The organism is Bacillus sp. (in: firmicutes), assembly GCA_017656295.1.
Lineage (GTDB): Bacteria > Bacillota > Bacilli > Bacillales > JACDOC01 > JACDOC01.
The window spans coordinates 192934-218026 of the sequence record JACDOC010000003.1; the positions used below are offsets into that span (position 1 = coordinate 192934).

Genomic DNA, 25093 nt, shown 5'->3' on the forward strand with positions numbered 1-25093 from the left:
CTTCAATCGATAAATCTAGAATAAAACGAAAACAATCATCATCATTTAATCCTTAACAAAAAATGCGTGACCGAACCTTGTTCAGTCACGCCGAAATATTCATTAATTATTCTTCATCCTCAGTGGGGTGGACCTCTGTTTCCTCCTGTATCCCTTCCTCTATATGATTAACATATTGTATAGCATCTTGTTGTTGATTGGCCATGCGTTTTTGTTTTAACTCAAAGTAGGCATCGAGAACACGCCGACCAATGTCTTTATTAATCGTAACCGCTGGGACACTTTTTTGATACGCCCACGGAACGACAACCGCCATCGCAATTTCTGGTTTGTCATACGGAGCATAAGCAACTAAAGTTAAGTTCGTCGTTTGAGGCGGAGGCCCTTCAAATTCTTTTCGCCGTGGTCCATCGTAAAAAGCTTCTGCCGTTCCCGTTTTCCCAGCTGGTGAATATGGAGCATCTGCAAAGAACGAATAGGCGGTTCCTCCTGGTTCTTGCATTACTTGCCGGAAACCTTCTTGCACTCGTTCCATCCATGTTGGATCGACGTCCAGTATATTTAACACTTTTGGTTGGATTTCCTCAATAATCGGACCAAGTTGTTCATTATCATCATTTGGTTCTCGAATCTCTTTAACAATATGGGGTTGAATACGGTAACCTCCATTGGCTATCGTTGAGACGTATTGGGCCATTTGTAATGGGGTATACGTATCGTATTGTCCAATCGCTAAGTCTAATAACAATCCCGCTTGCTCATATGGCCCTTTAAATCCGATTTGTTCGTTTGGTAAATCGATTCCGGTGCGGACACCTAGACCGAATTGGCTAAAGCTTTGTCGCATCCAGGAAAACGCATCCGTATCAATGACAAGCGGTTGGTTATAGCGATAGACTCCTCCGCCTATACGTATAGCTGTTTGGAACATATATACGTTCGATGATACTTTTAGGGCAGTGATATCATCAATTAATCCAAAATTTTTCCAAGATTTTTTTAATGGAGTATCTTTAATTTTTAACGGTTGGTCGTATATTTTATCCCCTGGTGTGATGGCTCCAAGCTGATAACCTGTTAAAATAGTAGCTCCTTTTACCGCTGAACCCATTGTGTAAGAAGTAGTAAACGTTCCTAAAGCGAAATCTTTTAACATTGGCTGTCCAGTATTTTGGTCGATAGCATATTGCTTTCCTGCAAGTGACAAAATTTCGCCTGTAAATGGATCCATTAAAACGACAAACGCCCGATCCAATAACGACGTATTTGGTAATTTCTTCGCTTTAAGAAGCTCTTCTTCAATGATTTTTTCAACGGCTAACTGTAATTCTATATCTATGGTTAAAACTAAATCTTTTCCCCGTTGTCCTTCTTGTACTAATTCAGAATCGATCACATTTCCAGATTTGTCGGTGATATTTTTAATTTTTTCCTTTTGTCCACGAAGTACGTCTTCATATTGTTGTTCAATATAACTAGTACCGACACGATCGTTACGACTGTAGTCTCGGGATAAATAATAATCAAGTTTTTCTCTTGGAAGTCCCTCTTTCGCTGTGCTCACTTCACCTAAAATCGTTTTCAACGTTTGACCATATACGTATTCACGATCCCAATCAGTCGTTGTATCTACCCCTGGTAAGGAATCTAAATGTTCACTTACTTTAGCAAATTCTTCTGAAGTGACTCCTTCATTTTTTACCATTTGTGGAGTTAAGGCATATCCGCTTGAAAATTCACGGAAAATCGCTAAAACTTCTAAATCAGCTTGCGATAACATGGCTAAATCTTTTTCCGTAATCCGGTCTAATTGTAATTGATACAATTTTTTGTTGTACTCATCTTGAGATAAGTCTAATTCCTTTAACTTCTGTTTATCTTCTTCAGTAATTTTTTCTTGTGCTAAATCTGGAAACTTTAAGATCCAAAAGTCTTTTTTATCCCGTTCAGTTACTTCTTTCGTGTTTTTTTTAATGAACTTGGCTAATTTTTCAGCGACCTCTAGCATTTCGTCGACCTTCGTTGAATTAGTCCGTGTATACGTAATGGCATTTAAAGGAGTATTGTCCACAATAACATTATAATGACGATCGTAAATTCTCCCGCGTGGGACAGGTGTATTGACGGTTACATCCTCCGTCCGCTCCACCTCACGACGATAGTCTTCACCATACACGATTTGTACGATACCTAACCGTAAAATTAATGTAGAAAATAATAAAAAGACGATAAAAAACAACATGTTTAACCGTACCGGCACATGTGTTTTTTTCTTCTTTTTTTGTTTTTTCAATGGCTCATTCCTTCCTTTCCGTAAGGCCTCCTTTACTATTGTATTCGAATTAACGGGATTTTTCTATCGGTATGAAAAAATTCACATCACGAAAAAAGTGCGGCTCCTCCTCATTTAAACTAAACTTTTCTTACGGCCAAATAAATAAAGGAGTAACCAGCACCTAAGAAAATTAATAAAATGGGTAAAATTTGTTCACTTGGAAATAATGAAACTGCTCCTAAAAAAGTAAGGATCGAGACGATTCTTCCGCTATTAAGAAAAATTTCTCGCACAACGATATATTCAATTCTCATTTCAGCTGCCCTCCAACCTTGACCAATCACATCGTACGTCATCGAAATATACGGGACAAGCACGATCGGATACGCAACGGCAATAGTAGCAGCATAAACTAATAAACGGATATAACTCATTTCTGGGACAATTATAAAGATGGAAAGAAAAAGAAGTATTCCACCGATCAATATAGCTTTTTTACGAGCTCCTTTTTTCAATAAACGTGAAACAAAAATATACGCGATAAACGAGATGGTTGAATTGACAAGACCGAATGTTCCAATTGCTAATTCGCTACTGGTTACAATGAAAACGAAAACTGTAATGACAAATAGGAATGTTCCTTCACGAAGTCCTTGAAAAAAGTGAGCGTTCGTTATGCCTCTCCATTGGTGATTTTTCTTTCGCTCTTTAAAAATACGTACAAACTCATACTTTCCTGAAGCTGGGCGACGAGTGATGGCAAAACTTAACACAATCGCAATGGCAAATAAGAAAAGTGAAATACCGAAAACAAGTGTATATCCTGCATAAGAAGTAAATCGCGAGATAATAAATCCGGCTAAAATTGGCCCAATCATTCCTCCTGCAGAGGTTAAGGACCCTAAAAAACCGTTAAAAAAATCGCGCGTCTCAGGCTCGGTAATTTCAAACGTTAACACGTTATAGGCTAACCAATAAAAACCATACCCAATTCCTAACAAAGCACCTAACAAAATTAAGAAATTCGAAGCCTGCTGACCGATAAAAAGAACCGTAAAATAAAAACTCGTTAAAAAAATTACTCCGAGTCGTAACACAATGACACGATCAATTTTTTTCGCCCAGCGTCCTGCTAAAATGAACGTTAAAGGCTGAAATATAACGATAGTTAAATTATATATACCCAAGTCAACATAATTTTCTGTCTGTTTCCATAAATAAATATTTACGAATGTATTGGACAGAGCTATGCTTAAGGAATACAAACCTCCTACATATAATAACAATCGTAAGTCTTTTGGTATCTCTACATCACCTAACCATTTTTTATAAAACATTGCGAAACTCCCCTTTTCATCTTTAATATTGTTTGATAATTAAATCAGAGTTATACAAATAAAAGGAGAATGCTAATAAGTTGGGAATTTCGCACAAAAAAAGGTTGCTGACATGTCAGCAACCTTTTGAATACTCTTAAAAAATTACTTCGCAGCAGCGTAGCGTTTTGCTACTTCGTCCCAGTTCACAACGTTCCAGAATGCGTTAATGTAGTCTGGACGACGGTTTTGATATTTTAAATAATAGGCATGCTCCCAAACATCAAGGCCTAAAATAGGTGTTTTACCTTCCATTAACGGAGAATCTTGATTTGGAGTGCTTGTTACTTCAAGTTCGCCATCGTTTACAACAAGCCAAGCCCAACCGGAACCGAAACGTCCTGCAGCCGCAGCAGCAAACTCTTCTTTGAATTTCTCGAAGCTTCCGAATTTTTTATTGATTGCTTCAGCAAGTTCTCCTGTAGGTTCACCGCCACCATTTGGAGAAAGAATTTGCCAGAATAAAGAGTGGTTTGCATGACCTCCACCGTTGTTACGTACAGCTGTACGAACTGCTTCTGGAAGTTGGTCAAGGTTTGAAATTACTTCCTCAACCGATTTGTTTAACCATTCATCGTGTCCAGCAAGCGCATCGTTTAATTTGGTTACATACGTTTGATGATGTTTTGTGTGGTGGATGTTCATTGTTTCTTTATCGATGTGTGGTTCAAGGGCGTCGTAAGCATAAGGTAATTGAGGTAATTCAAATGCCATTTCCAATTCCTCCTTTTATGTACATGGTTTGCTTTTCAATCTTAAGATTACCAAAGAACGATTATTGAATCAAATCATTTGCTAATCGTATCTCCTTATTTAATGTAAAAACAAAAACCGGTTGGAAACCGGTTTTTGTTAATGGACCCTGCAGGACTCGAACCTGCGACCGGACGGTTATGAGCCGTCTGCTCTAACCAGCTGAGCTAAGGGTCCATTTTACATTTAGGCATTCGTTTATTTATTGAAAATATAACACCGAACAGAAAAATCGTCAACATCATTCGGAAAGTCCATTAAATAACCAAAAAGAAGTAGACAATCATTCCTAATTGAATAACCGCTTTTACAAACGTGCTGCTAAAAAAACTTATCAATGACCCTATACCGATAGAGAGGCTTTCTTTTATAGGTTTCTTCCCGAAGGCAATTTCCCCTACAACGGCACCAACAAATGGACCAATAATAATCCCAAATACCGGTATGATCAACGGACCAATAATAATTCCTATTGTGCTTCCCCAAAAGCCAGCTTTCGAAGCTCCTCTTCGGTTCATTGTCAACCCGTTGATTACATAATCCGCTCCCATCATTAGACATGCTAATATCAGTTGAATGACCCAAAAGCTCCAATGAAAAGGTTCGAATGAAAAAAATAACCCGTATAATAAATAGCCTCCGAACAAAAACAACATCCCTGGGATAATAGGATAAATAAGCCCAACAAAGGCAAGCAAAAAGCAAATGACAATAAGTCCCCAATAAATAATTTCCATACGTTTCACCTTTCAACAATATTTTGGACGCATGTCCCACTTTTTTTACTGATATCATTACTTTAAGTTTCAAAAAAAAGAGAAGTAAGCGGAAAATCTTACTTCTCTTTCTTCACCTTAATGATGAATCCCTAATACGGCTTCAGCAATGTTTACTGCGTGGTCACCAACACGTTCTAGATTGCTTATAATGTCTACAAAAACAATGCCGGCTTGACCTGAGCAAAGCCCTTCATTTAAACGTAAAATATGTTGTTTACGTAATTTACGCTCCATTTTATCAATACGATCTTCGTTTTCGACTACTTCCCTAGCAAGGTCTTGATCATTATGGTCGATAGCCGAAATCGCTTTTTGAACGGTTGAAATGGTTAAACTAAACATTTCTTCTAAGTCGTGCATCGCTTCATCTGTTAATTTAACTTTGTTTGCTTGCTGATACTCTATTAATTCCACAATGTTTTCAAAATGGTCACCGATTCGCTCAATATCTCTTACCGTGTCCATTAAAATCGAATGACGTTCAGATTCAGCTGCTGATAACGAGCTTGTAGACAAAGAAATTAAATAATCCGTAATTTTTCGATCAAGATTGTTAATGGCGTCTTCCAGTTGTAAAGAGACTTCCGCATGCTTTGAATTTTTCGTCGTTAAGTATTGATGCGTTTCTTCTAACCCCTTAATCGCAAATTGTCCCATGCGAACAACTTCTTCTTTTGCTTGTCCTAAGGCAATAGAAGGAGATTGTTCAATGAAAATAGGGTCCAAATGTTTTGCACGATATTCAACAATGGAGTCCTCACCAGGTATTAATTTTGTTACAATTGCTGCTAGAACTCCAATAAAAGGTAATTGAATCACCGTGTTTGTCACATTAAACGTACCGTGTGCATAGGCAATGGTCATTTTTGGATCTAGTGATAAACTATTTTTCAAAAACTCTATAAAATCTTGAAAGAACGGTAAAATGATGAGGAAAATAGCTGTTCCTACCAAGTTAAACAACACATGTGTCGCCGCAGCTCGACGGGCAGCAACCGATGCTCCAAGCGCTGCTAAAACGGCTGTAATCGTTGTTCCGATATTGTCACCAAATAATACTGGTAGCGCAGCTTGTAAATCAATAAGGCCTTCCGCATGAAGCCCTTGTAAAATACCGACAGTCGCACTAGAGCTTTGTACAATGACCGTAAAGACGGTACCAGCAATAACTCCAAGAATCGGGTTATCACTCAGACTAACCGTTAATTCATGAAACGCTTCGAATGAACGTAACGGTTTCATTCCGGCGCTCATTAATTCCATCCCATAGAAAAGGGCACCGAACCCAAAGATAACTTGTCCAAGATTTTGAACTTTTTTATTTTTAAAGAAAAATAACAAGAAAGAACCTACGGCAATAATCGGTAACGCATATTCACCGATGTCAATACCGATGATGAACGCTGTTACTGTCGTACCAATATTGGCACCCATAATAACGCCAATTGCTTGGCGAAGCGTCATAAATCCCGCACTAACTAGTCCGACGGTAATGACTGTCGTTCCCGAACTACTTTGAATGAGAATCGTAACAATTGTACCGGCAATTACCCCCATGATCGGATTCGTAGTAAACCGGTCTAACACATCACGAAGACGATCGCCTGCAGACTTTTGCAAACCGTCTCCCATAAACTTAATACCGTAAAGAAAAATTCCAAGGCCGCCGAGAAACTCAAATAGCATTTGTTGAAGACTAAATTCCACTTCATTCAACCCCTATTAGTTAATCTTTTTTCGACATTATTCATCAGACCCCATATAATTATTAATTCATCATGAACACAATGTAAACATGTTTAAATTAAAATTTACATTAGCTTAACATTTAGTTTTAATGTTACATTTATATTACAAAAATATTATTTTTCAGAATTCTAATTTCTAGTTGTTTCCGTTTTACAGGTAAATTTACAATGAGAATGAATGCTTTCACAAGGAGTGATAATGATGAACATCTTCCAACAATTCATCGTTAGTTTATATTCACCAAAAAAAATGGCGATGTTTCGCTTTCAAGGGATTGGAAAAACCATTTTGTACATATTTTTCTTAGCGTTATTTACGACGCTTCCAATTGTTTTGTTATTTTATTCCTTTTCTGCTGTACCAATAGAAAAAATGGAACAAATATTGTTGAAAGAATTTCCTGACTTTACGATTAAAAACGGTACGCTTCATTCATCTAATATGGAAACGGTTAAAGTAGAAAGCGAAAATTGGATTCTTTTATATGATCCATCGGGGCAAGTGACCGAATTTTCTAATAAAAACATAACCATCGGCCTTTTATCCGACCAATTTATTATAGTTACGGAAGGGAATGTTCAGTCAATTCCATATTCCATGCTTGAAGGATTACATGTAACAAAGAAGTCACTTGTAGAGATGCTCCATCAATTTCAGACGATTGTTCCTATTTTATCTGTTGTTATCATTATAATTACTTATATTTTTAATTCAGGCTTACTGTTTATAAAAATCGCAATTTTTGCTGGACTCGCTCTTCTTCTGCGGCAAAACCGAAAATTATCGTACCGACAAAGCTATCGCATAACGGCTTATGGAGTGACACTACCGACCATTTTATTTACCCTTCTTTCCCTTTTTCAAATCAACTTTACAGGAGATGTATTCCTCGAATGGGCAATGATTTTATTCATCTTATATCGAATTATTTCATCGATTCCGTCTTCAAAACAACCGACATTAACGAATTAAAAGAAGGTGTTAGGTCAGACCTAACACCTTCTTGTTTGTTTTTAATTCAAAGAAAATTGTATAGATAACGAATGAAGCTCATTAGATAACTCTTTTAACTGTTTGCCAATATGGTGGTTTTCTTGTAACATCACAGACTGCTGATCAAAAACAGTCAACATTTCCTTTGCGCTTGCGAGCGTCTCTTGTGAAATAGAAACATATGCCTCAGTCGCTTTTTCCACTTCCGGTAAAACGTGTTCAACTTGCGTTAACTCTGATTGGATATCCCGTAACAGTTGGTCGGCATCTTTAATTTGTAGTAGTAACTGGTGAAAAGCATCCTTCCCTTTCATAACGGAATCCATTTGCTGCTTCACTTTATTTACCATTAAATTAAATTCGGTGACGGCTTGATGGGAGATAGTTTCCATTTCTTCGATGATCTGAGTTATATCGACTGTAGCTTTGGCCGATTGCTCAGCTAATTTTCGTACCTCATTGGCAACTACGGCAAACCCTTTTCCACTTTCTCCTGCTCGGGCCGCTTCAATCGCTGCATTTAACGCTAATAACTTCGTTTGTTCCGCAATTTGCTGAATCATCGTCACCACTTTAGCAATTGAGTGAGAGTGTTCTTTCACGTTTTGTATCGTTTTGTTCATTTCTTTAAAGTCAGTGACAAACATCGAGTTCGTTTCCGCCATTGCGTGAATGTTTGTTTCCCCTTTTTGAGCAGAATCGGTCATAGTATTCGCTTTTAAAAATACTTGTTCTAGTTTCGAAAAAATCGTTTCAAGCGAAGCTTTCATTTCTTGGAACGAATACATATTTTGTTCAGATGTAGTAGCCGTCTGTTCTGCCCCTTTTTGGACAAGTTGTACCGTATGTTCTATTTGTGTGTTTTCCATTAATAATTGGTCAGAGGCTTTTTGAAGTTTCGCTCCCGTCACGCTTAATTTATCCGTCGTTGTGGAAATGCTTTGTATTAATGATTTCATATTTTCCATCATAGATTGGAAACTAACAACTAATGAATGAATTTCAGGTAGTGAAGTTTTTATATCAATGTTGATGTTTAAGTTTCCATCACGAATTTTACGCATGGTTGTCCGCAGTTGTTGAATCGGTTCAACCAATGGTTTTAGCGCTAATAATATGAACACTGTTGTTAATAGAACCGAACCTATCGCCAGAAGAATAGTATATGTGGCCATACTTTGAATTGGGGATAAAAATTGACTTTGTGGAATGGCTATAACGTAAATCCCTTTTAATTCTTGCACCGAGTGGAACGCAAACGAATACTTTTTTCCATTAATGGACTCATGAATAATTCCTTTTTCAATTTGTAATATTTTTCTTGTTATGTCCTCCGCTAATTGTAATTGATCCCCACCGTCTAGTAAAGGAAGGGCTCCGTTATCATTTATTACAAAGTAATAACCATCTAATCCATCTTGGGCCAATTCGGCATCTTGTTGTTTAATGACTTGCTTTATTTTCTTTTCAAACTGATCTTCTTTCCCAACATATAATAACATTAGGCTTTGGGCAATTTCATAAACGGTTAAAACTTCACGTTCTAAACGGTTTTCCGTCAATTTCATCGTCGTTTCTTTCGATTTGTAAAATGATAGAAAACCAATCGCTGTTACCGTTATTAACTGAATGATAATAATCATTAACAACAAACGCGTTTTTAATGATAACGTTTTTCCAATGTAACTTGGGAACGAAAATCGAAATCCCTTCCCATGACGCTGCTTATAACCCATGACCTTCTTCCTAATAGGTGTTAAAACTGATTGAACATTTTTTATCAAACGCCATTTTTCCATCCATAGAGCCCTCCTTTACGACTATACTCAACATTTTCACAGAATAATGTTAACGGATTGTAAAGGTTAGGTAATATTTTTATTAATTACCAATAAAACCAACTATTTTCTATGGTAAATATTTTTTAAATGAAAAATAATTTTGGACGAATGACGGAGTAATTTCCGATTAAAAGGAATACGAAGGACAAAAGGGATAACATTAAGGAGAAACCAAAAATTGTTTGATTAAAAGGTACTCATCCAAAAATGATGGGACCTAATGCTACTCCTAAAAAACGAGTGGCCCCATATAAACTGACTATAAAACCTCGGTCGCTTTCATCCGCAGCCGACGTAATCCCGTAATTGACGGCTGGAAGTAAAAAGCCGATACCAGCAAAGGCGATCGTAATAAAAAATAAACAAAAAGAAAAATTGAAAAAAATGATGGTTTCTATAAATACTCCTACCTTCATTGCTACACCGAGAATCAAATATTGTTTCCATCGCTCTTGTCTCTTTTTAAGCTCTTTTCCAGTCCAATATAAAGATAACGCCATCGCCCCTAACGGAAATAAAAATGTAAAACCTTTAAAAAACCCATCGATTTGAAATACTTCTTCGATATAATACGACAGAAAAAATAATACGCCAAAAACGAGCGACAAAGTGTTTTGCCTTTTGGAAAAACGATCGTTTAATCGCATGGCCATATTGTTGAAATGTCATGTTCGAATCATTTCCCTTTAAAGGTACCATACACCGTATACCAATGAAGGCTATTAATGATAATAAAAAATAAAATAAGAAACCAGTAATCCCAAGACAATAATGCGATTGACGCACCGACTACCCGGGCAACGATTTTACTTATTCTATTCCAAGCCTCTAATACTCCTAATTGTTTCGCTCGCTCACTCTGTTGAAATACATCCCTAATAAGAGCAATCGCAAATGGAGCCGTTCCTTCTGCTCCTAACCCTTGTATAAACCTCCCAACTAATAACATCGAAAACATCCATGATTTTGGAAAGTACGAGTAACTAAACGAAATAATCGATCCAATCATCAGAAGAACTAAAAGACGATAAAATGACTTGTTTCCGGGTAAAGCGATCGGAAAGAAATCCTAGGAACGGAATAATCAGAGCAGCTGGAATACTAAATACACTTAAGATGAGTACTGTTGAATGTTAGAAAGGACAGGAATAAAGGGGAGTTTCCAAATACCATAATAACCTGTAGCAGAATCATGGAAGGTTGTTACCGATTTTTCCACACTTTGTTACCCTCCTTTCGACAAAAACATCTATTAATTTTACTTTTGCTCATACAAGTTCTGACATGTTTTTTTGAGCTTACCGAATATAATGGGGACAAGAATGGGAGGGATTTTTATGAAACGGTTGTTACTAGCATTCGTTGGTTTTATTTTGATATACAGCATTTTTTATGATTTACGTGTTGGCACCCTCACCATCCGTACTTCTTCTTATTCACCTTCTCCAACCATGCCCGCACAAGGACAACCGGCTACCTCATCCCCATCCGAACCAATAGAAAAGCAAGTCCCTTATGTGCTCGTAAAAGTGAAAGCTGGCGATACCGTTTTATCACTCGTCGAAAAGTATCAGGAGGGCCCTTTACCTGTTTCCATTAATCAAGTGATTCAAGACTTTCAACGGTTAAATGAAAATACATCTCCTAATGACATTCAAATTGGCAAAATGTATAAAATTCCTATTTACAAAAATTAAGAGCGGATTTTTTCCTCTTTCTTGTCAATAATCAGCAAACATTGTTACAATAAATCCGTAATCATAAACTACAAATCCCAGTCTTGTGGGATATTAAAGGAGAGAATTACACTTGGGTGAGATTATACATCGTTCAAAAACTCGTCCTGTTAGAGTGGGCAACTTAACGATTGGTGGTAGCAACGAAGTCATCATTCAAAGTATGACCACTACGAAAACACACGATGTAGATGCAACCGTTCGTGAAATTGAACGTTTAGAGGAAGCAGGCTGTCAAATCGTACGGGTTGCTTGTCCAGATGAACGGGCAGCTAATGCGATTAAAGAAATTAAAAAGCGCATTAACATCCCTCTTGTCGTCGATATTCATTTTGACTTTCGTTTAGCGTTAAAAGCAATTGAAGGCGGCGCTGATAAAATTCGCATTAATCCTGGTAATATCGGTCGACGTGAAAAAGTAGAAGCGGTTGTCAAAGCCGCGAAAGAACGTGGCGTACCGATTCGTATCGGGGTAAATGCAGGAAGTTTAGAGAAGCGAATTTTAGAAAAATATGGTTATCCGACAGCAGACGGTATGGTAGAAAGTGCCTTACATCATATCCGAATTTTGGAAGACCTTGATTTTCAAGATATTATCGTTTCGTTAAAAGCATCCGATGTTCGTTTAGCCATTGAAGCATACGAAAAAGCTGCTCAAACATTTGATTATCCGCTTCATTTAGGAATTACAGAGTCCGGAACTTTATTTGCCGGAACGGTGAAAAGTGCGGCTGGCTTAGGAGTTCTTCTAAATAAAGGAATTGGAAATACACTTCGGATTTCGTTAAGCGCCGATCCAGTTGAAGAGGTAAAAGTCGCCAAAGAATTATTAAAAACATTTGGTTTAGCTTCTAATGCTGCCACGTTAATTTCATGTCCAACTTGCGGAAGAATTGAAATTGATCTGATTAGCATTGCCAACGAAGTTGAGGAATATATTCAAAAAATTAAAGCACCAATAAAAGTGGCTGTACTTGGATGTGCCGTAAACGGACCAGGTGAAGCACGTGAAGCCGATATTGGAATTGCTGGGGCTCGTGGCGAAGGGTTGCTGTTCCGTAAAGGGAAAACCGTACGTAAAGTACCAGAAGAAACGATGGTCGAAGAGCTGAAAAAAGAAATTGATATGCTTGCGGAAGAATATTTTAAGAAGCAAAAAGAGCAACAAAATGCTTAACATACTAAAAAAACGCTTGGCTAGTGCCAAGCGTTTTTGCCCCCTTTTACTATTAAAAGAACGGAAGAACAAATAATCCTATAATAATGGAGACGGCTCCAATACCGATTCCCCATGCACCCAATACTTCCGCTCCGCGACGGCGTGCAACAAAGCCTAAAATGACTCCTGCTGCTCCTAAAAGAACTGGTAGAACAAATAATGATAAAATGGATAGGACTAATGAAGTGTATCCCCATCCACGTCCACCGTTTCCTTCGTCGATTTTTGTTTCACGATTTTCAGAAAGAGGTGTCGCTAATTCAGCCGATGTTTCTTCTTCAAAATTCGACCCTTCTTCATATAATTCAGGTCGATTGATATCCCCATATCTTTCTGTATTACGAAGGTCTTGCTCAACGAGATTTTCTCGTCGTTCTTCACCCATTTGCTGATCCCTCTCTTTCCATGATGGGAGCATTAAATAGTATTTCCACGGATATAGAAATCATGTTACTAATGATTGTCTATCTATCCAACTCCTTAAACATTTCTAATTACGTTCACCTTCGATAGGAAATGTGATACACTGTATGAGAACTTGAAAAAGGGGTAATGTAAATGAAAAAACGAATTGGAATTGACATCGATGGAACGGTTACATGTCCAACTACGCTCGTCCCATATTTAAATGAAGCATTTGATGTCAACCTTACATACGAAGACATTACAGCATACGATTTAACAAAAGTGGTCGAAGTAACACCAGAAGATTTCGCCCAATGGTTTCGCCAAGTCGAACCAACAATCTATGAACAATCTCCATTAGCTAAAGGGGCGAAAGAAGTTTTACTTGAATGGAAAGAGCAATTTGAATTGTTTTTCATAAGTGCCAGAGGTACACATCTTCTCGACTTAACAAGACAATGGTTTGATCGAAACGACCTCTATTATCATCATATTGAATTAATTGGGACACACAATAAAATTGAATCGGTTAAAAAGCATAACATCGAATTATTTTTAGAAGACAAGCACGACAATGCGGTTTCCATTCACGAAGAATGCGGTATCCCTGTATTACTATTCGACGCTCCTTACAATCAAGATCCAATTCCAGAAGGGGTCATTCGTGTGAAAGGTTGGCAGGAAGCAAAACAATGGGTAAACGATTGGTTAAAACAACGATAAAAAAATCCCTCCAGTTATGACTGGGGGGATTTTGCACATGTTGGACAAACACCATAAATTTCGAACTTATGACCAGTGATATCGTATTCTTTTAAGTCTTCTTGTAACTTTTCCATCGGACACGTATCAATTTCTTTCGTTTTTCCGCAATCAAGGCAAATAAAATGATGGTGATGGTGATGTTTTCCACAGGTAAATCGGAAATGTTTTTCTCCGGATAATTCCGTTTGTTCTAAGATCCCAAGGTCTACAAATAGTGATAAGTTTCGATAAATCGTATCAAAGCTAAGTCCTGGATAATCTTCCTTCATATGATCTAACACATCTTTGGCAGTTAAATATTTATCGTGAGCAGAAAACAATTCCAACATCATTTCACGCTTTCCAGTATGTTTATATCCACGTTCTTTCAACAATTGAATGGCTTCCGTCACGTTCATTTGCACACTCACCTCATTTAGCCCACGCATTTTTTAATCGCTTAATCGCTATTGTTCCAACCAAAATAAGAATGGAACTAATGACAATTGTTCCTCCAGGTGCTAAATCTAAATAAAAAGCCGTCACTAATCCAGTAAAAACCGCAAGTTCACCAAAAATAATGGAAAGAATAATTGTTTGAAAAAAGCCACGGGCAACACGGATACTCGCTGCAACTGGGAGAGTCATTAAAGCTGACACTAATAAAATACCAACAATTCGCATGGAAATAGAAATAACAAGCGCCACTAATATAATAAACACAAAATGAATGCTTTTCACTGCAATACCAGAGGCTTTCGCGTGCTCTTCATCAAAGGAAAGTAAAAATAACTCTTTATATAAAAAGGTGACAACAAATAAAATCGCTACACTAATAATAGCTATAATAATTAAATCATTTCGAGATACTGCACTAACGCTTCCGAACAAGTAATTAAACAAATCGGTATTAAATCCATCCGCTAATGAAATAAAAATAATTCCAAGACCGATGCCACCTGATAACATAATCGGAATTGCGAGTTCTTCGTAATGCTTATACACACTCCGAAGTTTTTCAATTAACAAAGCCCCTGCTACCGAAAAGAACATCCCAAAATATATCGGTTGAATCCCTGCGAACAACGACCATTTTTTACTTATTAATAATCCGGCAGCAATTCCTGAAAGAGTCACGTGACTCAACGCATCAGCTATTAAGGAAAGTCGTCGCACCACAATAAAAACGCCTAAAACAGGAGCAACGACTCCAATGATTAAACCGGTCAAAAACGTATTTTGAAGAAATTCGTATTGTAGCAAATAAGTAATCATACGTTAACCCCTTCTTGATGGACTTCGTGTTCATGTGATAATAAATGAACATCGTGTCCATAAAACATCGACAAGTTTTTGTCTTTGCATTGTTCAAATTCAGTGGTTTTTCCATGGAAATGAAGGCGCTTATTTAAACATGCAACATGAGACACTTTCGTTGTAATGGTTCCTACATCGTGGGAAACAAGTAAAAGCGTGATTTCCCATTTCTGGTTTAATTCCTCTAACATATTGTAAAACGATTGTACATTTTGCACATCGACACCAACTGTAGGCTCATCTAAAATGAGTAATTCAGGCTGGCTAACTAAAGCTCTTGCAATAAACACCCGCTGTTGTTGCCCCCCGGACAATTCGCCAATGTTCCGGTTCATAAACGATTCCATTCCAACCGCTCGGATCGCCTGTAAAACGGCTTTTTTTCCTTCTTTTCCGATAAATTTAAAAAGGCCAGTCTTTTTCGTTAAACCGCTGGCCACAACTTCAAACACTGTCGCTGGAAAAGCCGAGTTGAATGAATTTGCTTTTTGCGAAACGTATCCAATTCGATCCCATTCTTTAAACTTCTGTTGCTCAACGCCGAATAAGCGAATCGTCCCTTTTTGGGGTTTTAACAATCCTAAAATAAGCTTAAGCAATGTCGATTTTCCAGAGCCGTTTGGTCCAACAATACCAACAAAAGAACCTTTTTCAATTTGTAAATTTATATTCTCTAACACCCACAGGTTGTCATAGCGATAACTAACATTTTCTATTTCAATAATGGAGTTCGAGGACATCTCCTATTCCTCTCCTTTTCAATAAGAATCGTTACGATTTAGCAACAAGTAGTATAACATAGCTCCTTTTTAATGTAAATGAAAAAACAAATTGGCTGAAACCAATTTGTTTTTAATGAATAGCGGATTTAAATCGAGCTCCTCTTGTTTCTTGTGTATTCATTATGGTTAAAAAGGCGTTCGGGTCAATATCAGACACAATGTTTTTTAACTTTGTTACTTCCAATCGGGTTACTACAACATAAATGACGTCTTTTTCATGATCCGTGAAGCCACCTTTTCCTTTTAACTTTGTCGTGCCCCTTCCGAGACGACTCAAAATGGCTTCGGATACTTCCTCATAATAATCGCTTACAATGATGACCGCTTTCGTTTCGTCTAGCCCCTGAATGACCGTATCGATTGCTTTAAACGTAATATAGTACGTCATAACAGAGTACATCGCTTGTTCAGCCCCAAAAACGAACGCTGCCCAAGCAAAAATAAAAATGTTAATAAACATGACAAATTCCCCAACTGAAAATGGAAGGCGCTTCGTCAACAAAATACCTAAAATTTCTGTTCCATCTAACGATCCACCGTGGCGAATGACCAAACCAACACCAACTCCAAGTAATAATCCTCCAAAAACTGCCGCTAATATGGGTTGGTTCGTAAATGGTTCGACATGATGAAGTAATCGTTCCACCACTGCTAACGAAACTGTCCCAAAAAAAGACGAATACATAAATGTTTTACCAATTTGTTTGTATCCATAATACATAAAAGGAATATTGAGCAACACGACTAGTGTACCAAAGTTGAGAAAAGGGACCTTTTCGAGTAAATGATCCAAAATGAGAGATATACCGATAATTCCTCCATCAATGATGTCATTGGGTACGAGAAACAATTCAATCGACATAGCCGCAAAGGCTGCCCCTAAAAAAATTAATATTAAGCGATAAATAAGATGAGGAACACTCTCCTTTTTATGAATCTTTTTAATCATACGTTTCTCCTTTCTGTCCCAAAAAATGTTGTCACGATTTTTCTACTCTCATCATATGTATTAGTTGAGGAGTGATGGATATGAAATTGTTCGAGAACGTGGTAAATTATAAAATTAACCATATTACGAAGGAAGAACTATTAAAATATAGTAAACAATATCAAATTCCTATGAATGAAGATCAAGCGAAGAAAGTTGTGTCATTTTTACGAGGAAAGAATTATAATGTGTTCGATCCAAAGCAGCGAGAACAACTTGTTAGAGAGATAGCGAAAATTGTCGGGCCTGAAACCGCTCGGAAAGTGAATGAGCTGTTCCTTCAATTTATTAATCAATAGAAAGCTGTGAAATCACAGCTTTCTATCCTTCCATAATTTTTGTTAATAATTGTTCGTCAAAAGATTGGTTACGAAGCATTGCAATTTCAAATTTGTATGGAGGCTTTTTGTTCTTTTTATCTTCCCCTACGTAAGGCGTTTCTAATATTTTCGGGACGTGTGTTAATTGCGGATGATGAACGATATAATTTAACGCTTCAAAGCCGATTTTACCGAAACCGATGTTTTCGTGACGGTCTTTACGGCTTCCTTGCTCATTTTTACTATCGTTAATGTGCAATACTTTTAATCGGTCGAGACCGATGATACGGTCGAATTCTTCTAGAACACCATCAAAATCTTCTTTTATATTATAGCCAGCATCGTGCGTATGACATGTATCAAAACAAACCGATAGTTTCTCATTATGAGTTACCCCGTCAATAATTTGAGCAAGCTCTTCAAAGGAACGACCGCACTCAGAACCTTTACCAGCCATCGTTTCAAGGGCAATTTGGACATCTTGTTCCTTTGTAATTACTTCATTTAATCCTTCAATGATTTTTTTGATTCCCTCTTCAGCACCTGCCCCAACGTGTGCACCTGGGTGAAGAACAATTTGTTTCGCCCCAATGGCTTCTGTACGAACAATTTCCTGACGTAAAAAGTCGACACCTAATTGAAAGGTATCAGGATTCTTAGAGTTACCGATATTTATGATATATGGTGCGTGCACGACAATTTCTTCAACCCCGTGCTCTTTCATATGTTGTAAACCGGCTTCGATATTTAAATCTTCAATTTTTTTTCTTCGGGTATTTTGCGGTGCCCCTGTATAAATCATAAATGTGTTAGCTCCATAGGAAACCGCTTCCTCACTTGCCGCTAGGAGCATCTTTTTTCCACTCATTGAAACATGTGACCCGATTTTTAGCATAATGTCAGCTCCTTTTCTCTCTCTCCATTGTAACCTATTATCGTGCATCTTTCACTTCTCGTGCCTTGTTCTATTTACGTTTTTGCAAACGGCGTTGCCGCTTTTTAATTTTCTCTATTTGTTCTTTCATTTTCTTTTTATATCCTGGCTTAACCTTTTTTGGCTTACGAATAAGAGCACGTGCTTTTTGTTCAATCTCGTCCATTTGTTTCGTTCGTTTTTTCCGCTTGTTACGGTCTGGTAAGTCGACCCACTCATCTTTCACTAAGTCCCGATGAACGAATTCGATCCCCATTTTTTCTAGTTTAGCTAATGCATCTTCATCGGAAGGCTCATAAATGGTAACCGCGATTCCGGATAACCCAGCGCGTGCTGTTCGCCCAACACGATGGACGTAAAAATCAAGATCCATCGGAAGTTCGTAGTTAATAACATGGCTAACGCCTTCGATGTCAATACCACGCGCTGCTAGATCAGTAGCGACAATGTATTGAAACTCTAAATCGCGAATTTGTTTCATCATTTTTTTTCGTTCACGTGGTGTTAAGTCGCCATGAATTCTCCCTACTTTTAACCCTTTTTCAATTAATGCATCAGCCACTTTTTCCGCTTTTACTTTCGTATTAGTAAACACAATTGCTAAATACGGATTGAAAGCTTTTAACATGTCATACACTAAATCAATCTTCGTACGACTTTTAAGCGGGACTAATACGTGCTCAATTTTTTCAGCGGAAATTTGTTTCGGTTGAACATGGACGTATTGTGGATTTTCCATATATTTTTTTAAAAATGGCTTTAGCTTTTCAGGAATCGTTGCCGAAAAGACAAGCATTTGTAAGTCTTTTGGCATTTTTCCTGCAAATTGGTCGACATCATAAAGAAAGCCCATATCTAACATTAAGTCAGCTTCATCAATAACAAGCATGTGAGCTTTATGAACAAACAAAGCTTGTTCACGCACAAGGTCATTAATTCGTCCTGGTGTACCAATGACAATGTGTGGTTGCTGTTTTAATTTTTCAATCGCCCGCTGTTTGTCCGTTCCTCCAATAAAGCAACGGGCTGTAACAGATGGCTCATCTTGTTGAAATTTTAAAATTTTTAACGCTTCATGGTAGATTTGGGAAGCTAATTCTCTAGTTGGCGCGGTGATCACGGCTTGGACTTCCGCTAAATTAGGGTCAATCGATTGAATGACTGGTAATAAGTAAGCGTGCGTTTTACCCGTTCCTGTTTGTGATTGACCAATCGCACTTTCCCCATTTAATGCTAGGGGAATCATCTTTTTCTGAATTTCAGTCGGTTCATAAAATCCAAGTTCTTCTATCGCTTTATTAATAAACGAATGAAACTTATATGTTTCAAACAGATGTTTACCCATTTTTACAACTCCTTCATCAATGTATAACATTACCCTTTTTGTCCATCTTGTTATTATAATAAACAAACAGAAAAAGTTCTACTGTCTTCTCCACTATCGTTTGCACTATTCCTTTATTGCTTGGGCCTCGAACATACAGACGTTTTCTAAACCATTCGCATATGATAATAACGAAATTACGCCTTTGATGGGAAGGAGGCCAACTTTATGAGACCAAGACCACCAATGCCTAGAGGAAGATTGACACGCCTACCAACTACACGACAACCTTTTATGTTTTCCCCTTTTCGCCCGCAGAGTGGCAGTAGAGGTGGACCAGGAGGGTTACTTTCCCGTTTATTTCAACGAACGAATGCATCTTCAACCGCTGCCAATGCATTTTCCGGCTTTGAACGCGCTAGTCAATCCGGCTCGTTTTTACAACGTCTAACTAGTAATCCACAATCTATTAACGGATTTTTGTCCAATACACAGCAAATATTAAAAACAGCTCAGCAAATCGGCCCTATGGTTCAACAATATGGTCCTATGGTTCGGAACCTACCGGCTATGTGGAAATTATATCGCGGGTTAAAAAATGCAACTGAAGAAACAGCTTCCGAATCAAGTAATACAAATGAGACTTCAGACGATGAGAACAAAAAGACCAATCTTGACTTAACAGAAGAAGAAATTACATCTACACCCTCTCAAGAAGTAAAAGAAAAATCCCAACAAAAAAAGAACAGCACTCCAAAAAAAAGATCCGAAGAAAAAGGAAAATCCCTTCCTAAACTTTATATTTAAACAAGAGGAAGATTGCCTCTTGTTTTTATTTTCTGTTCTTTTTTGTAACATAGCACAAGGTTTTATATAATGGAGAGGAAAGATTATAGGAGAAATATAGGGAGGATTCTTATGGATGTTATTAAAATATCTCCCCGTGGGTACTGTTACGGGGTTGTCGATGCCATGGTCATCGCTCGCAATGCCGCTTTAGATAAATCATTACCACGTCCAATTTATATATTAGGAATGATTGTCCATAACAAACATGTCGTCGATGCTTTTGCCGAAGAAGGGATTATTACCCTTGACGGAAAAAACCGTAAAGAAATTTTAGAAAAAGTAGATAAAGGTACGGTAATATTTACAGCTCATGGAATTTCACCAGAAGTGCGTAAACTCGCGAAAGAAAAAGGTCTCGTGACGATTGATGCGACATGTCCAGACGTGACAAAAACACATGAACTGATCGCTGCCAAAAGGGATGAGGGCTATGAAGTCATTTATATCGGAAAAAAAGGCCATCCTGAACCTGAAGGAGCGGTTGGTGTGGCTCCTGATATTGTTCATCTCGTTGAAACGGTAGAAGAAGTAGCAAACTTAACGATCGAAAGTGAGAAAATACTTGTGACAAACCAAACAACGATGAGTCAATGGGATGTGGCCGATATTATGGAAGCGATTAGAAAAAAGTACCCTCATGCCGAAATGCATAAAGAAATTTGTTTAGCTACACAAGTCCGTCAAGAAGCCGTCGCCGAACAAGCAAAAGAGGCCGATGTGTTGATTGTTGTAGGTGACCCTAAAAGTAACAACTCAAATCGATTAGCACAAGTATCGGAAGAAATCGCTGGAACGAAAGCGTATCGGGTAGCAGATGTTACTGAGATTGAGATTGATTGGATTAAAGACGCTAAAAAAGTAGCTGTAACAGCTGGTGCGAGCACTCCAACCCCGATAACAAAAGAAGTTATTTCGTTTTTAGAACAATTCGACCCAGAAGATGAGTCAACATGGGTTCGAGAAAAGAAAGTACCGCTTTCCAAAATATTACCTAAAGTGAAAAAACCTAAACTTGAAACAAATAAACCATCAGGCAACTAGGCCTGATGGTTTTATACAAATTGGAAAGGGTCAGTATTAATTTTAGATGGCAAAATATCTAAATCCCATTTTTTAGAAGAGGTTTGTTCTGTTAACCATTGAGCTACACCTTGTTTCATTACTTTTTCCACATTGTGACCAGGATCTACAATATTTAATCCAGCCATGAGCGCATCATGGGCGGTATGGTAATACATATCTCCGGTTACATACACGTCGGCACCTTTAAATACGGCATGGGAATAATATTTATTCCCATCTCCACCAATTACCGCTACTTTTTTTACATTTGCTTCTAAATTTCCAACTACCCGTACTTGTGGTACGTCAAAGACAGTCTTAACAAACTCCGCAAACTCACGAAGTGTCATTCCTTTTTTTAACTCACCGATTCGACCTAGACTATACGTAGCCCCTTTCATATCTAATGGATAAATATCATACGCGACTTCTTCGTAAGGATGAGCTTTCAACATTGCTGATAACACTTTTTTTTCTAGGGAAACCGGATAGATGGTTTCAATCCGTTCTTCCTGAACGGTTTCTAACTGCCCTTGTTTTCCAATATGAGGTTTCGTACCTTCACCTGGTAAAAACCGACCTTCTCCGCCTGTTGAAAACGAACAATGGCTATAATTCCCAATCGCACCAGCACCTGCATCGCCAAGAGCTTGTCGCACTTTATTAGCGTCTTCTTTCGGAACAAAGACAACTAATTTTTTTAAAGGCTCTTCATAGGTTGGAACAAGCCCTTCAACGTTTTGTAGTTGCAACTGTTGGGCTAATAGATCGTTTACTCCGCCTATAGCAACGTCTAAATTGGTGTGAGCTGCATAAACCGTAATATCATACTTAATTAATTTTTCTATGATTCGACCGGCAGGCTGGTCAACGACGATTTTAGATAACGGTCGGAATATAGGCGGGTGGTGAGCAATGATTAAATCTACCTTTTCTTCAATCGCTTCATCGACAACTTCCTCTAAGACATCTAAAGCAATCATCACTTTACGTATCGGTTTGTTTAATGTACCGACTTGGAGTCCAATTTTGTCTCCCTCCATGGCTAAATGCTTGGGAGCTAATTGCTCAAACAATTGAATCACTTCATGACCGTTCGGGGTTTTCATCATTAAGTACCTCCTTCACATAGGCAATCTTTTTCTCTAACTCACTGCGCTTTTTGTTGACCCGTTCGTTTGGTGTGGCTTTGCTTAATTGGGATAATATTCGTTCAAATTCTTTTAATTCCATCTCCCATTTTTTGCGAAAAGCGCCATTTTGCTGGTGAATTAAAAAAGGACCCAATAACAATTCTTTTTCTAATTCGTTGTATGGTCGTGAAGGATCTCCTTTTTCAGCAACAATAATTTCATAAATTTTGCCTTCTTCTTCTAAGATTTCTTCCGCGATAATTTCCCAACAATGATCGTATAGCCATTTTCTTAACGTAGGAGCGCCAATATTCGGCTGTAATACAAGTCGTTTCACGGATGATAACTTGTTTTTCCCACGCTCAAGAATATTTGCAATGAGTGTGCCTCCCATTCCTGCAATCGTGATGCAATCGACTTCACCTGGAGCGACAACCTCTAAACCATCTCCTTTTCGAACAGAGATGTGACTTTCTAACCCTAGTTCTTTTACTTGGTTAACGGCTGATTGAAACGGTCCTTCAACCACTTCCCCAGCGATCGCTTTTTTGACCACTCCTTGTTTAACTAAATAACAAGGTAAATACGCATGGTCAGAACCGATATCAGCTACGGTCGCTCCATTAGGAACATAAGTAGCCACCCGTTCCAGTCGTTTTGATAATTTTTCTGCGTTCATGTTATTCACCACATTTTATAATATCTTTTCGTCCTTATTAAAACATAAAAAAAGTCCTTTGCAAAACTGCAAAGAACTCGAAGAAAATAAAAATTACTCAAGAGTCATGAGCCATTCAACCATTTGATCGGCATTGTCTGGAGAAACCAATCCAGGAGGCATTGAACCTCGTCCGTTTACAAGAACGTCTTTAATTTCTTCTTTAGAAAGACGGTCTCCAATACCAGTTAACGCTGGTCCAACGCTACCTTCATAGTTTTGTCCGTGACAACCGATACAAGATTGGGAATAATGATTAGCTGGATCAAATTCAGCTGGTGCTTCGGTTTGTTCTTCTCCTTCATGTTCTTTAGCCAATTCTTCCATGTCACCAAGGCCTTTAATGGAAAGGAAGAACATAAGACCAATTCCGAATACCATAATAAGAATAAATGGAATAATCGGATTACGATTCATGATTTAACCTCCCTTATGTATCAACATCCGGTACGTAATATAATTACAAACAACTCTTATTTTACTTGAAAATGACAAGAAGGAAAAGCCCTTATAAGGATGTTTCAAATAGTTGTCGAAAAATAGACAAAATCAAAAGAACAAAAAAGGAGCCTACTTTTTTGTAGTCTCCCTCAACATATAGAACTTATACGATTTACAATCCAATTTGACGAGCGATCACCATTCGTTGAACTTCGGATGTCCCTTCCCCAATTTCTAATAATTTAGCATCACGCATAAATCGTTCAACATGATATTCTTTCATATACCCATATCCACCATGTATCTGAACAGCTTGAGACGTGATTTCTGCACACACTTCCGAGGCATACAACTTACACATCGCTGCTTCTTTCGTAAACGGTCGTCCTTGGTCCTTTAGCCAAGCCGCTTTGTACACCATGTTACGAGCAAGCTCGATTTTCAACGCCATATCAGCAAGTTTAAATTGGTTCACTTGGAATTGAGAAATGGAACGACCGAATTGACTTCGCTCAGTAGAGTAACTGAGCGCTCGCTCGAAAGCCGCCTGAGCAATACCAACCGCCATAGCTCCAATGCCAATACGTCCACCATCTAACGTCATTAAAAATTGCTTAAATCCTTCCCCCTTTTTACCTAGCAAGTTTTCTTTCGGGACTTTTACATTTTCCAATACGAGCTCCGTTGTATTAGATGCATGTAACCCCATTTTTTCATAGTTATCTATTACCGTAAATCCTTCAGCATCGGTAGGTACAATATATGCACTAATTTCTTTTTTACCATCTTTTTGACCAGAAACAGCTGTTAACGAAACAAACTTAGCATAGCTCCCATTTGTGATGAAACATTTATTGCCGTTTATAACAACGTAATCCCCTTCTTCGACCGCCGTTGTTTGCGTTCCCCCCGCATCTGAACCGGCATTTGGTTCAGTTAGTCCAAAGGCTCCTAATGATTCCCCCGTACAAATTGGTACGAGATACTTTTCTTTTTGCTCCTTCGTGCCAAATAAATGAATAGGGGCTCCGCCTAACGAAATATGAGCAGAATAAGTAATTCCTGTTGATGCACAAGCTCGACTTAATTCTTCAACCACAATGGCAAAACTAATCGTGTCCGCTCCTGCTCCTCCATATTCTTCTGGGAACGGCAACCCCATCATACCGAGTTCTGCCAACTTTCGAAAAATTTCCTTTGGGAACGTTTTTGATCGATCACGCTCTAGTGCTCCAGGAGCCACTTCTTCTTCGGCAAATTCCCGAATCGTTCGTTTAATCATCTGCTGTTCTGTTGTTAAATCAAAATTCATCTCCATCCCCCTTACCGTGTTGAATACGCTTTCATTAACTATT

At 38.0% G+C, this 25093-nt stretch carries 26 protein-coding genes and 1 tRNA gene; 7 read left to right on the top strand and 20 right to left on the bottom strand.

Translation table 11 applies throughout. The annotated features are described in order from the left end of the window. Positions 1–106 precede the first annotated feature (106 nt). The 6 genes from H0Z31_05060 to H0Z31_05085 all read right to left on the bottom strand — a co-directional run bounded on the left by H0Z31_05060 (position 107) and on the right by H0Z31_05085 (position 6890). Entirely contained in the window at positions 107–2242 is a 2136-nt protein-coding gene (locus H0Z31_05060; protein MBO8176813.1) for a penicillin-binding protein 2, read from the bottom strand. A 170-nt stretch (positions 2243–2412) separates the two neighbouring features. Next, positions 2413–3612, bottom strand: a complete 1200-nt coding sequence (locus H0Z31_05065; GenBank protein MBO8176814.1) for an MFS transporter — start codon at positions 3610–3612, stop codon at positions 2413–2415. A gap of 144 nt (positions 3613–3756) precedes the next feature. Further along, positions 3757–4365 carry a superoxide dismutase gene (locus H0Z31_05070; GenBank protein ID MBO8176815.1) on the bottom strand — a complete coding sequence of 203 codons (609 nt, stop codon included), beginning with the start codon at positions 4363–4365 and terminating at the stop codon, positions 3757–3759. Between the two features lie 142 nt (positions 4366–4507). After that, a tRNA-Ile gene (locus H0Z31_05075) sits at positions 4508–4581 on the bottom strand. A gap of 80 nt (positions 4582–4661) precedes the next feature. Continuing rightward, complete coding sequence (locus H0Z31_05080) at positions 4662–5141, bottom strand: DUF456 family protein (protein MBO8176816.1); 480 nt, start codon at positions 5139–5141, stop codon at positions 4662–4664. A gap of 117 nt (positions 5142–5258) precedes the next feature. Next, on the bottom strand, positions 5259–6890 hold the full coding sequence (locus tag H0Z31_05085) for a Na/Pi cotransporter family protein (GenBank protein ID MBO8176817.1): 1632 nt from the start codon (positions 6888–6890) through the stop codon (positions 5259–5261). A gap of 243 nt (positions 6891–7133) precedes the next feature. Here H0Z31_05085 and H0Z31_05090 point away from each other — a divergent pair, with 243 nt between their 5' ends. After that, entirely contained in the window at positions 7134–7904 is a 771-nt protein-coding gene (locus H0Z31_05090) for a DUF1189 domain-containing protein (protein ID MBO8176818.1), read from the top strand. Positions 7905–7945: 41 nt separating this feature from the next. On the opposite strand, the gene H0Z31_05095 is transcribed toward H0Z31_05090, so the two are convergent. The 3 genes from H0Z31_05095 to H0Z31_05105 all read right to left on the bottom strand — a co-directional run bounded on the left by H0Z31_05095 (position 7946) and on the right by H0Z31_05105 (position 10775). After that, a complete protein-coding gene (locus H0Z31_05095) occupies positions 7946–9724 on the bottom strand; it encodes a methyl-accepting chemotaxis protein (protein ID MBO8176819.1) in 1779 nt (592 codons plus the stop codon). A 239-nt stretch (positions 9725–9963) separates the two neighbouring features. Next, positions 9964–10374: an MFS transporter gene (locus tag H0Z31_05100; GenBank protein MBO8176820.1), complete on the bottom strand. Its 411-nt coding sequence runs from the start codon at positions 10372–10374 to the stop codon at positions 9964–9966. A 68-nt stretch (positions 10375–10442) separates the two neighbouring features. Beyond that, positions 10443–10775 (bottom strand): MFS transporter, encoded by a 333-nt coding sequence (locus H0Z31_05105; GenBank protein MBO8176821.1) that lies wholly within the window; start codon positions 10773–10775, stop codon positions 10443–10445. Between the two features lie 328 nt (positions 10776–11103). Between H0Z31_05105 and H0Z31_05110 the strand changes: the two genes are divergently transcribed. Both H0Z31_05110 and ispG read left to right on the top strand, forming a co-directional pair. Further along, entirely contained in the window at positions 11104–11463 is a 360-nt protein-coding gene (locus H0Z31_05110) for a LysM peptidoglycan-binding domain-containing protein (protein MBO8176822.1), read from the top strand. A gap of 121 nt (positions 11464–11584) precedes the next feature. After that, positions 11585–12679, top strand: coding sequence for a flavodoxin-dependent (E)-4-hydroxy-3-methylbut-2-enyl-diphosphate synthase (gene ispG / locus H0Z31_05115; GenBank protein MBO8176823.1), 1095 nt, complete (start codon positions 11585–11587; stop codon positions 12677–12679). A 52-nt stretch (positions 12680–12731) separates the two neighbouring features. On the opposite strand, the gene H0Z31_05120 is transcribed toward ispG, so the two are convergent. Then, a complete protein-coding gene (locus H0Z31_05120) occupies positions 12732–13106 on the bottom strand; it encodes a DUF4190 domain-containing protein (protein ID MBO8176824.1) in 375 nt (124 codons plus the stop codon). Between the two features lie 173 nt (positions 13107–13279). Here H0Z31_05120 and H0Z31_05125 point away from each other — a divergent pair, with 173 nt between their 5' ends. Then, entirely contained in the window at positions 13280–13849 is a 570-nt protein-coding gene (locus H0Z31_05125) for a hypothetical protein (GenBank protein MBO8176825.1), read from the top strand. Positions 13850–13863: 14 nt separating this feature from the next. Here H0Z31_05125 and H0Z31_05130 read toward each other — a convergent pair whose 3' ends face one another. The 4 genes from H0Z31_05130 to H0Z31_05145 form a co-directional block, all read right to left on the bottom strand. Beyond that, on the bottom strand, positions 13864–14289 hold the full coding sequence (locus H0Z31_05130; protein ID MBO8176826.1) for a transcriptional repressor: 426 nt from the start codon (positions 14287–14289) through the stop codon (positions 13864–13866). Between the two features lie 13 nt (positions 14290–14302). Further along, positions 14303–15145, bottom strand: a complete 843-nt coding sequence (locus tag H0Z31_05135; GenBank protein MBO8176827.1) for a metal ABC transporter permease — start codon at positions 15143–15145, stop codon at positions 14303–14305. Next, on the bottom strand, positions 15142–15927 hold the full coding sequence (locus H0Z31_05140; GenBank protein MBO8176828.1) for a metal ABC transporter ATP-binding protein: 786 nt from the start codon (positions 15925–15927) through the stop codon (positions 15142–15144). Before H0Z31_05140 ends, H0Z31_05135 begins: the two co-directional genes overlap by 4 nt. A 112-nt stretch (positions 15928–16039) precedes the next feature. Next, on the bottom strand, positions 16040–16918 hold the full coding sequence (locus H0Z31_05145; GenBank protein MBO8176829.1) for a YitT family protein: 879 nt from the start codon (positions 16916–16918) through the stop codon (positions 16040–16042). Between the two features lie 80 nt (positions 16919–16998). Here H0Z31_05145 and H0Z31_05150 point away from each other — a divergent pair, with 80 nt between their 5' ends. Continuing rightward, on the top strand, positions 16999–17256 hold the full coding sequence (locus H0Z31_05150) for a DUF2624 domain-containing protein (protein ID MBO8176830.1): 258 nt from the start codon (positions 16999–17001) through the stop codon (positions 17254–17256). A gap of 22 nt (positions 17257–17278) precedes the next feature. Here the strand turns inward: H0Z31_05150 and H0Z31_05155 are convergent, their stop codons facing one another. Both H0Z31_05155 and H0Z31_05160 read right to left on the bottom strand, forming a co-directional pair. Further along, positions 17279–18172, bottom strand: a complete 894-nt coding sequence (locus tag H0Z31_05155) for a deoxyribonuclease IV (protein MBO8176831.1) — start codon at positions 18170–18172, stop codon at positions 17279–17281. Between the two features lie 70 nt (positions 18173–18242). Continuing rightward, positions 18243–19556, bottom strand: coding sequence for a DEAD/DEAH box helicase (locus H0Z31_05160; protein MBO8176832.1), 1314 nt, complete (start codon positions 19554–19556; stop codon positions 18243–18245). A 207-nt stretch (positions 19557–19763) separates the two neighbouring features. On the opposite strand from H0Z31_05160, the gene H0Z31_05165 reads away from it, so the two are divergent. Both H0Z31_05165 and H0Z31_05170 read left to right on the top strand, forming a co-directional pair. Next, complete coding sequence (locus H0Z31_05165; GenBank protein ID MBO8176833.1) at positions 19764–20342, top strand: hypothetical protein; 579 nt, start codon at positions 19764–19766, stop codon at positions 20340–20342. A 111-nt stretch (positions 20343–20453) separates the two neighbouring features. Beyond that, entirely contained in the window at positions 20454–21425 is a 972-nt protein-coding gene (locus H0Z31_05170) for a 4-hydroxy-3-methylbut-2-enyl diphosphate reductase (GenBank protein MBO8176834.1), read from the top strand. A gap of 11 nt (positions 21426–21436) precedes the next feature. Here the strand turns inward: H0Z31_05170 and H0Z31_05175 are convergent, their stop codons facing one another. The 4 genes from H0Z31_05175 to H0Z31_05190 all read right to left on the bottom strand — a co-directional run bounded on the left by H0Z31_05175 (position 21437) and on the right by H0Z31_05190 (position 25050). Continuing rightward, complete coding sequence (locus tag H0Z31_05175; protein MBO8176835.1) at positions 21437–22555, bottom strand: Nif3-like dinuclear metal center hexameric protein; 1119 nt, start codon at positions 22553–22555, stop codon at positions 21437–21439. Continuing rightward, a complete protein-coding gene (locus H0Z31_05180) occupies positions 22533–23258 on the bottom strand; it encodes a tRNA (adenine-N(1))-methyltransferase (GenBank protein MBO8176836.1) in 726 nt (241 codons plus the stop codon). Before H0Z31_05180 ends, H0Z31_05175 begins: the two co-directional genes overlap by 23 nt. 93 nt (positions 23259–23351) lie before the next feature. Then, positions 23352–23714: a cytochrome c gene (locus H0Z31_05185; GenBank protein ID MBO8176837.1), complete on the bottom strand. Its 363-nt coding sequence runs from the start codon at positions 23712–23714 to the stop codon at positions 23352–23354. Between the two features lie 196 nt (positions 23715–23910). Next, positions 23911–25050 (bottom strand): acyl-CoA dehydrogenase, encoded by a 1140-nt coding sequence (locus tag H0Z31_05190; GenBank protein ID MBO8176838.1) that lies wholly within the window; start codon positions 25048–25050, stop codon positions 23911–23913. Positions 25051–25093 lie beyond the last annotated feature (43 nt).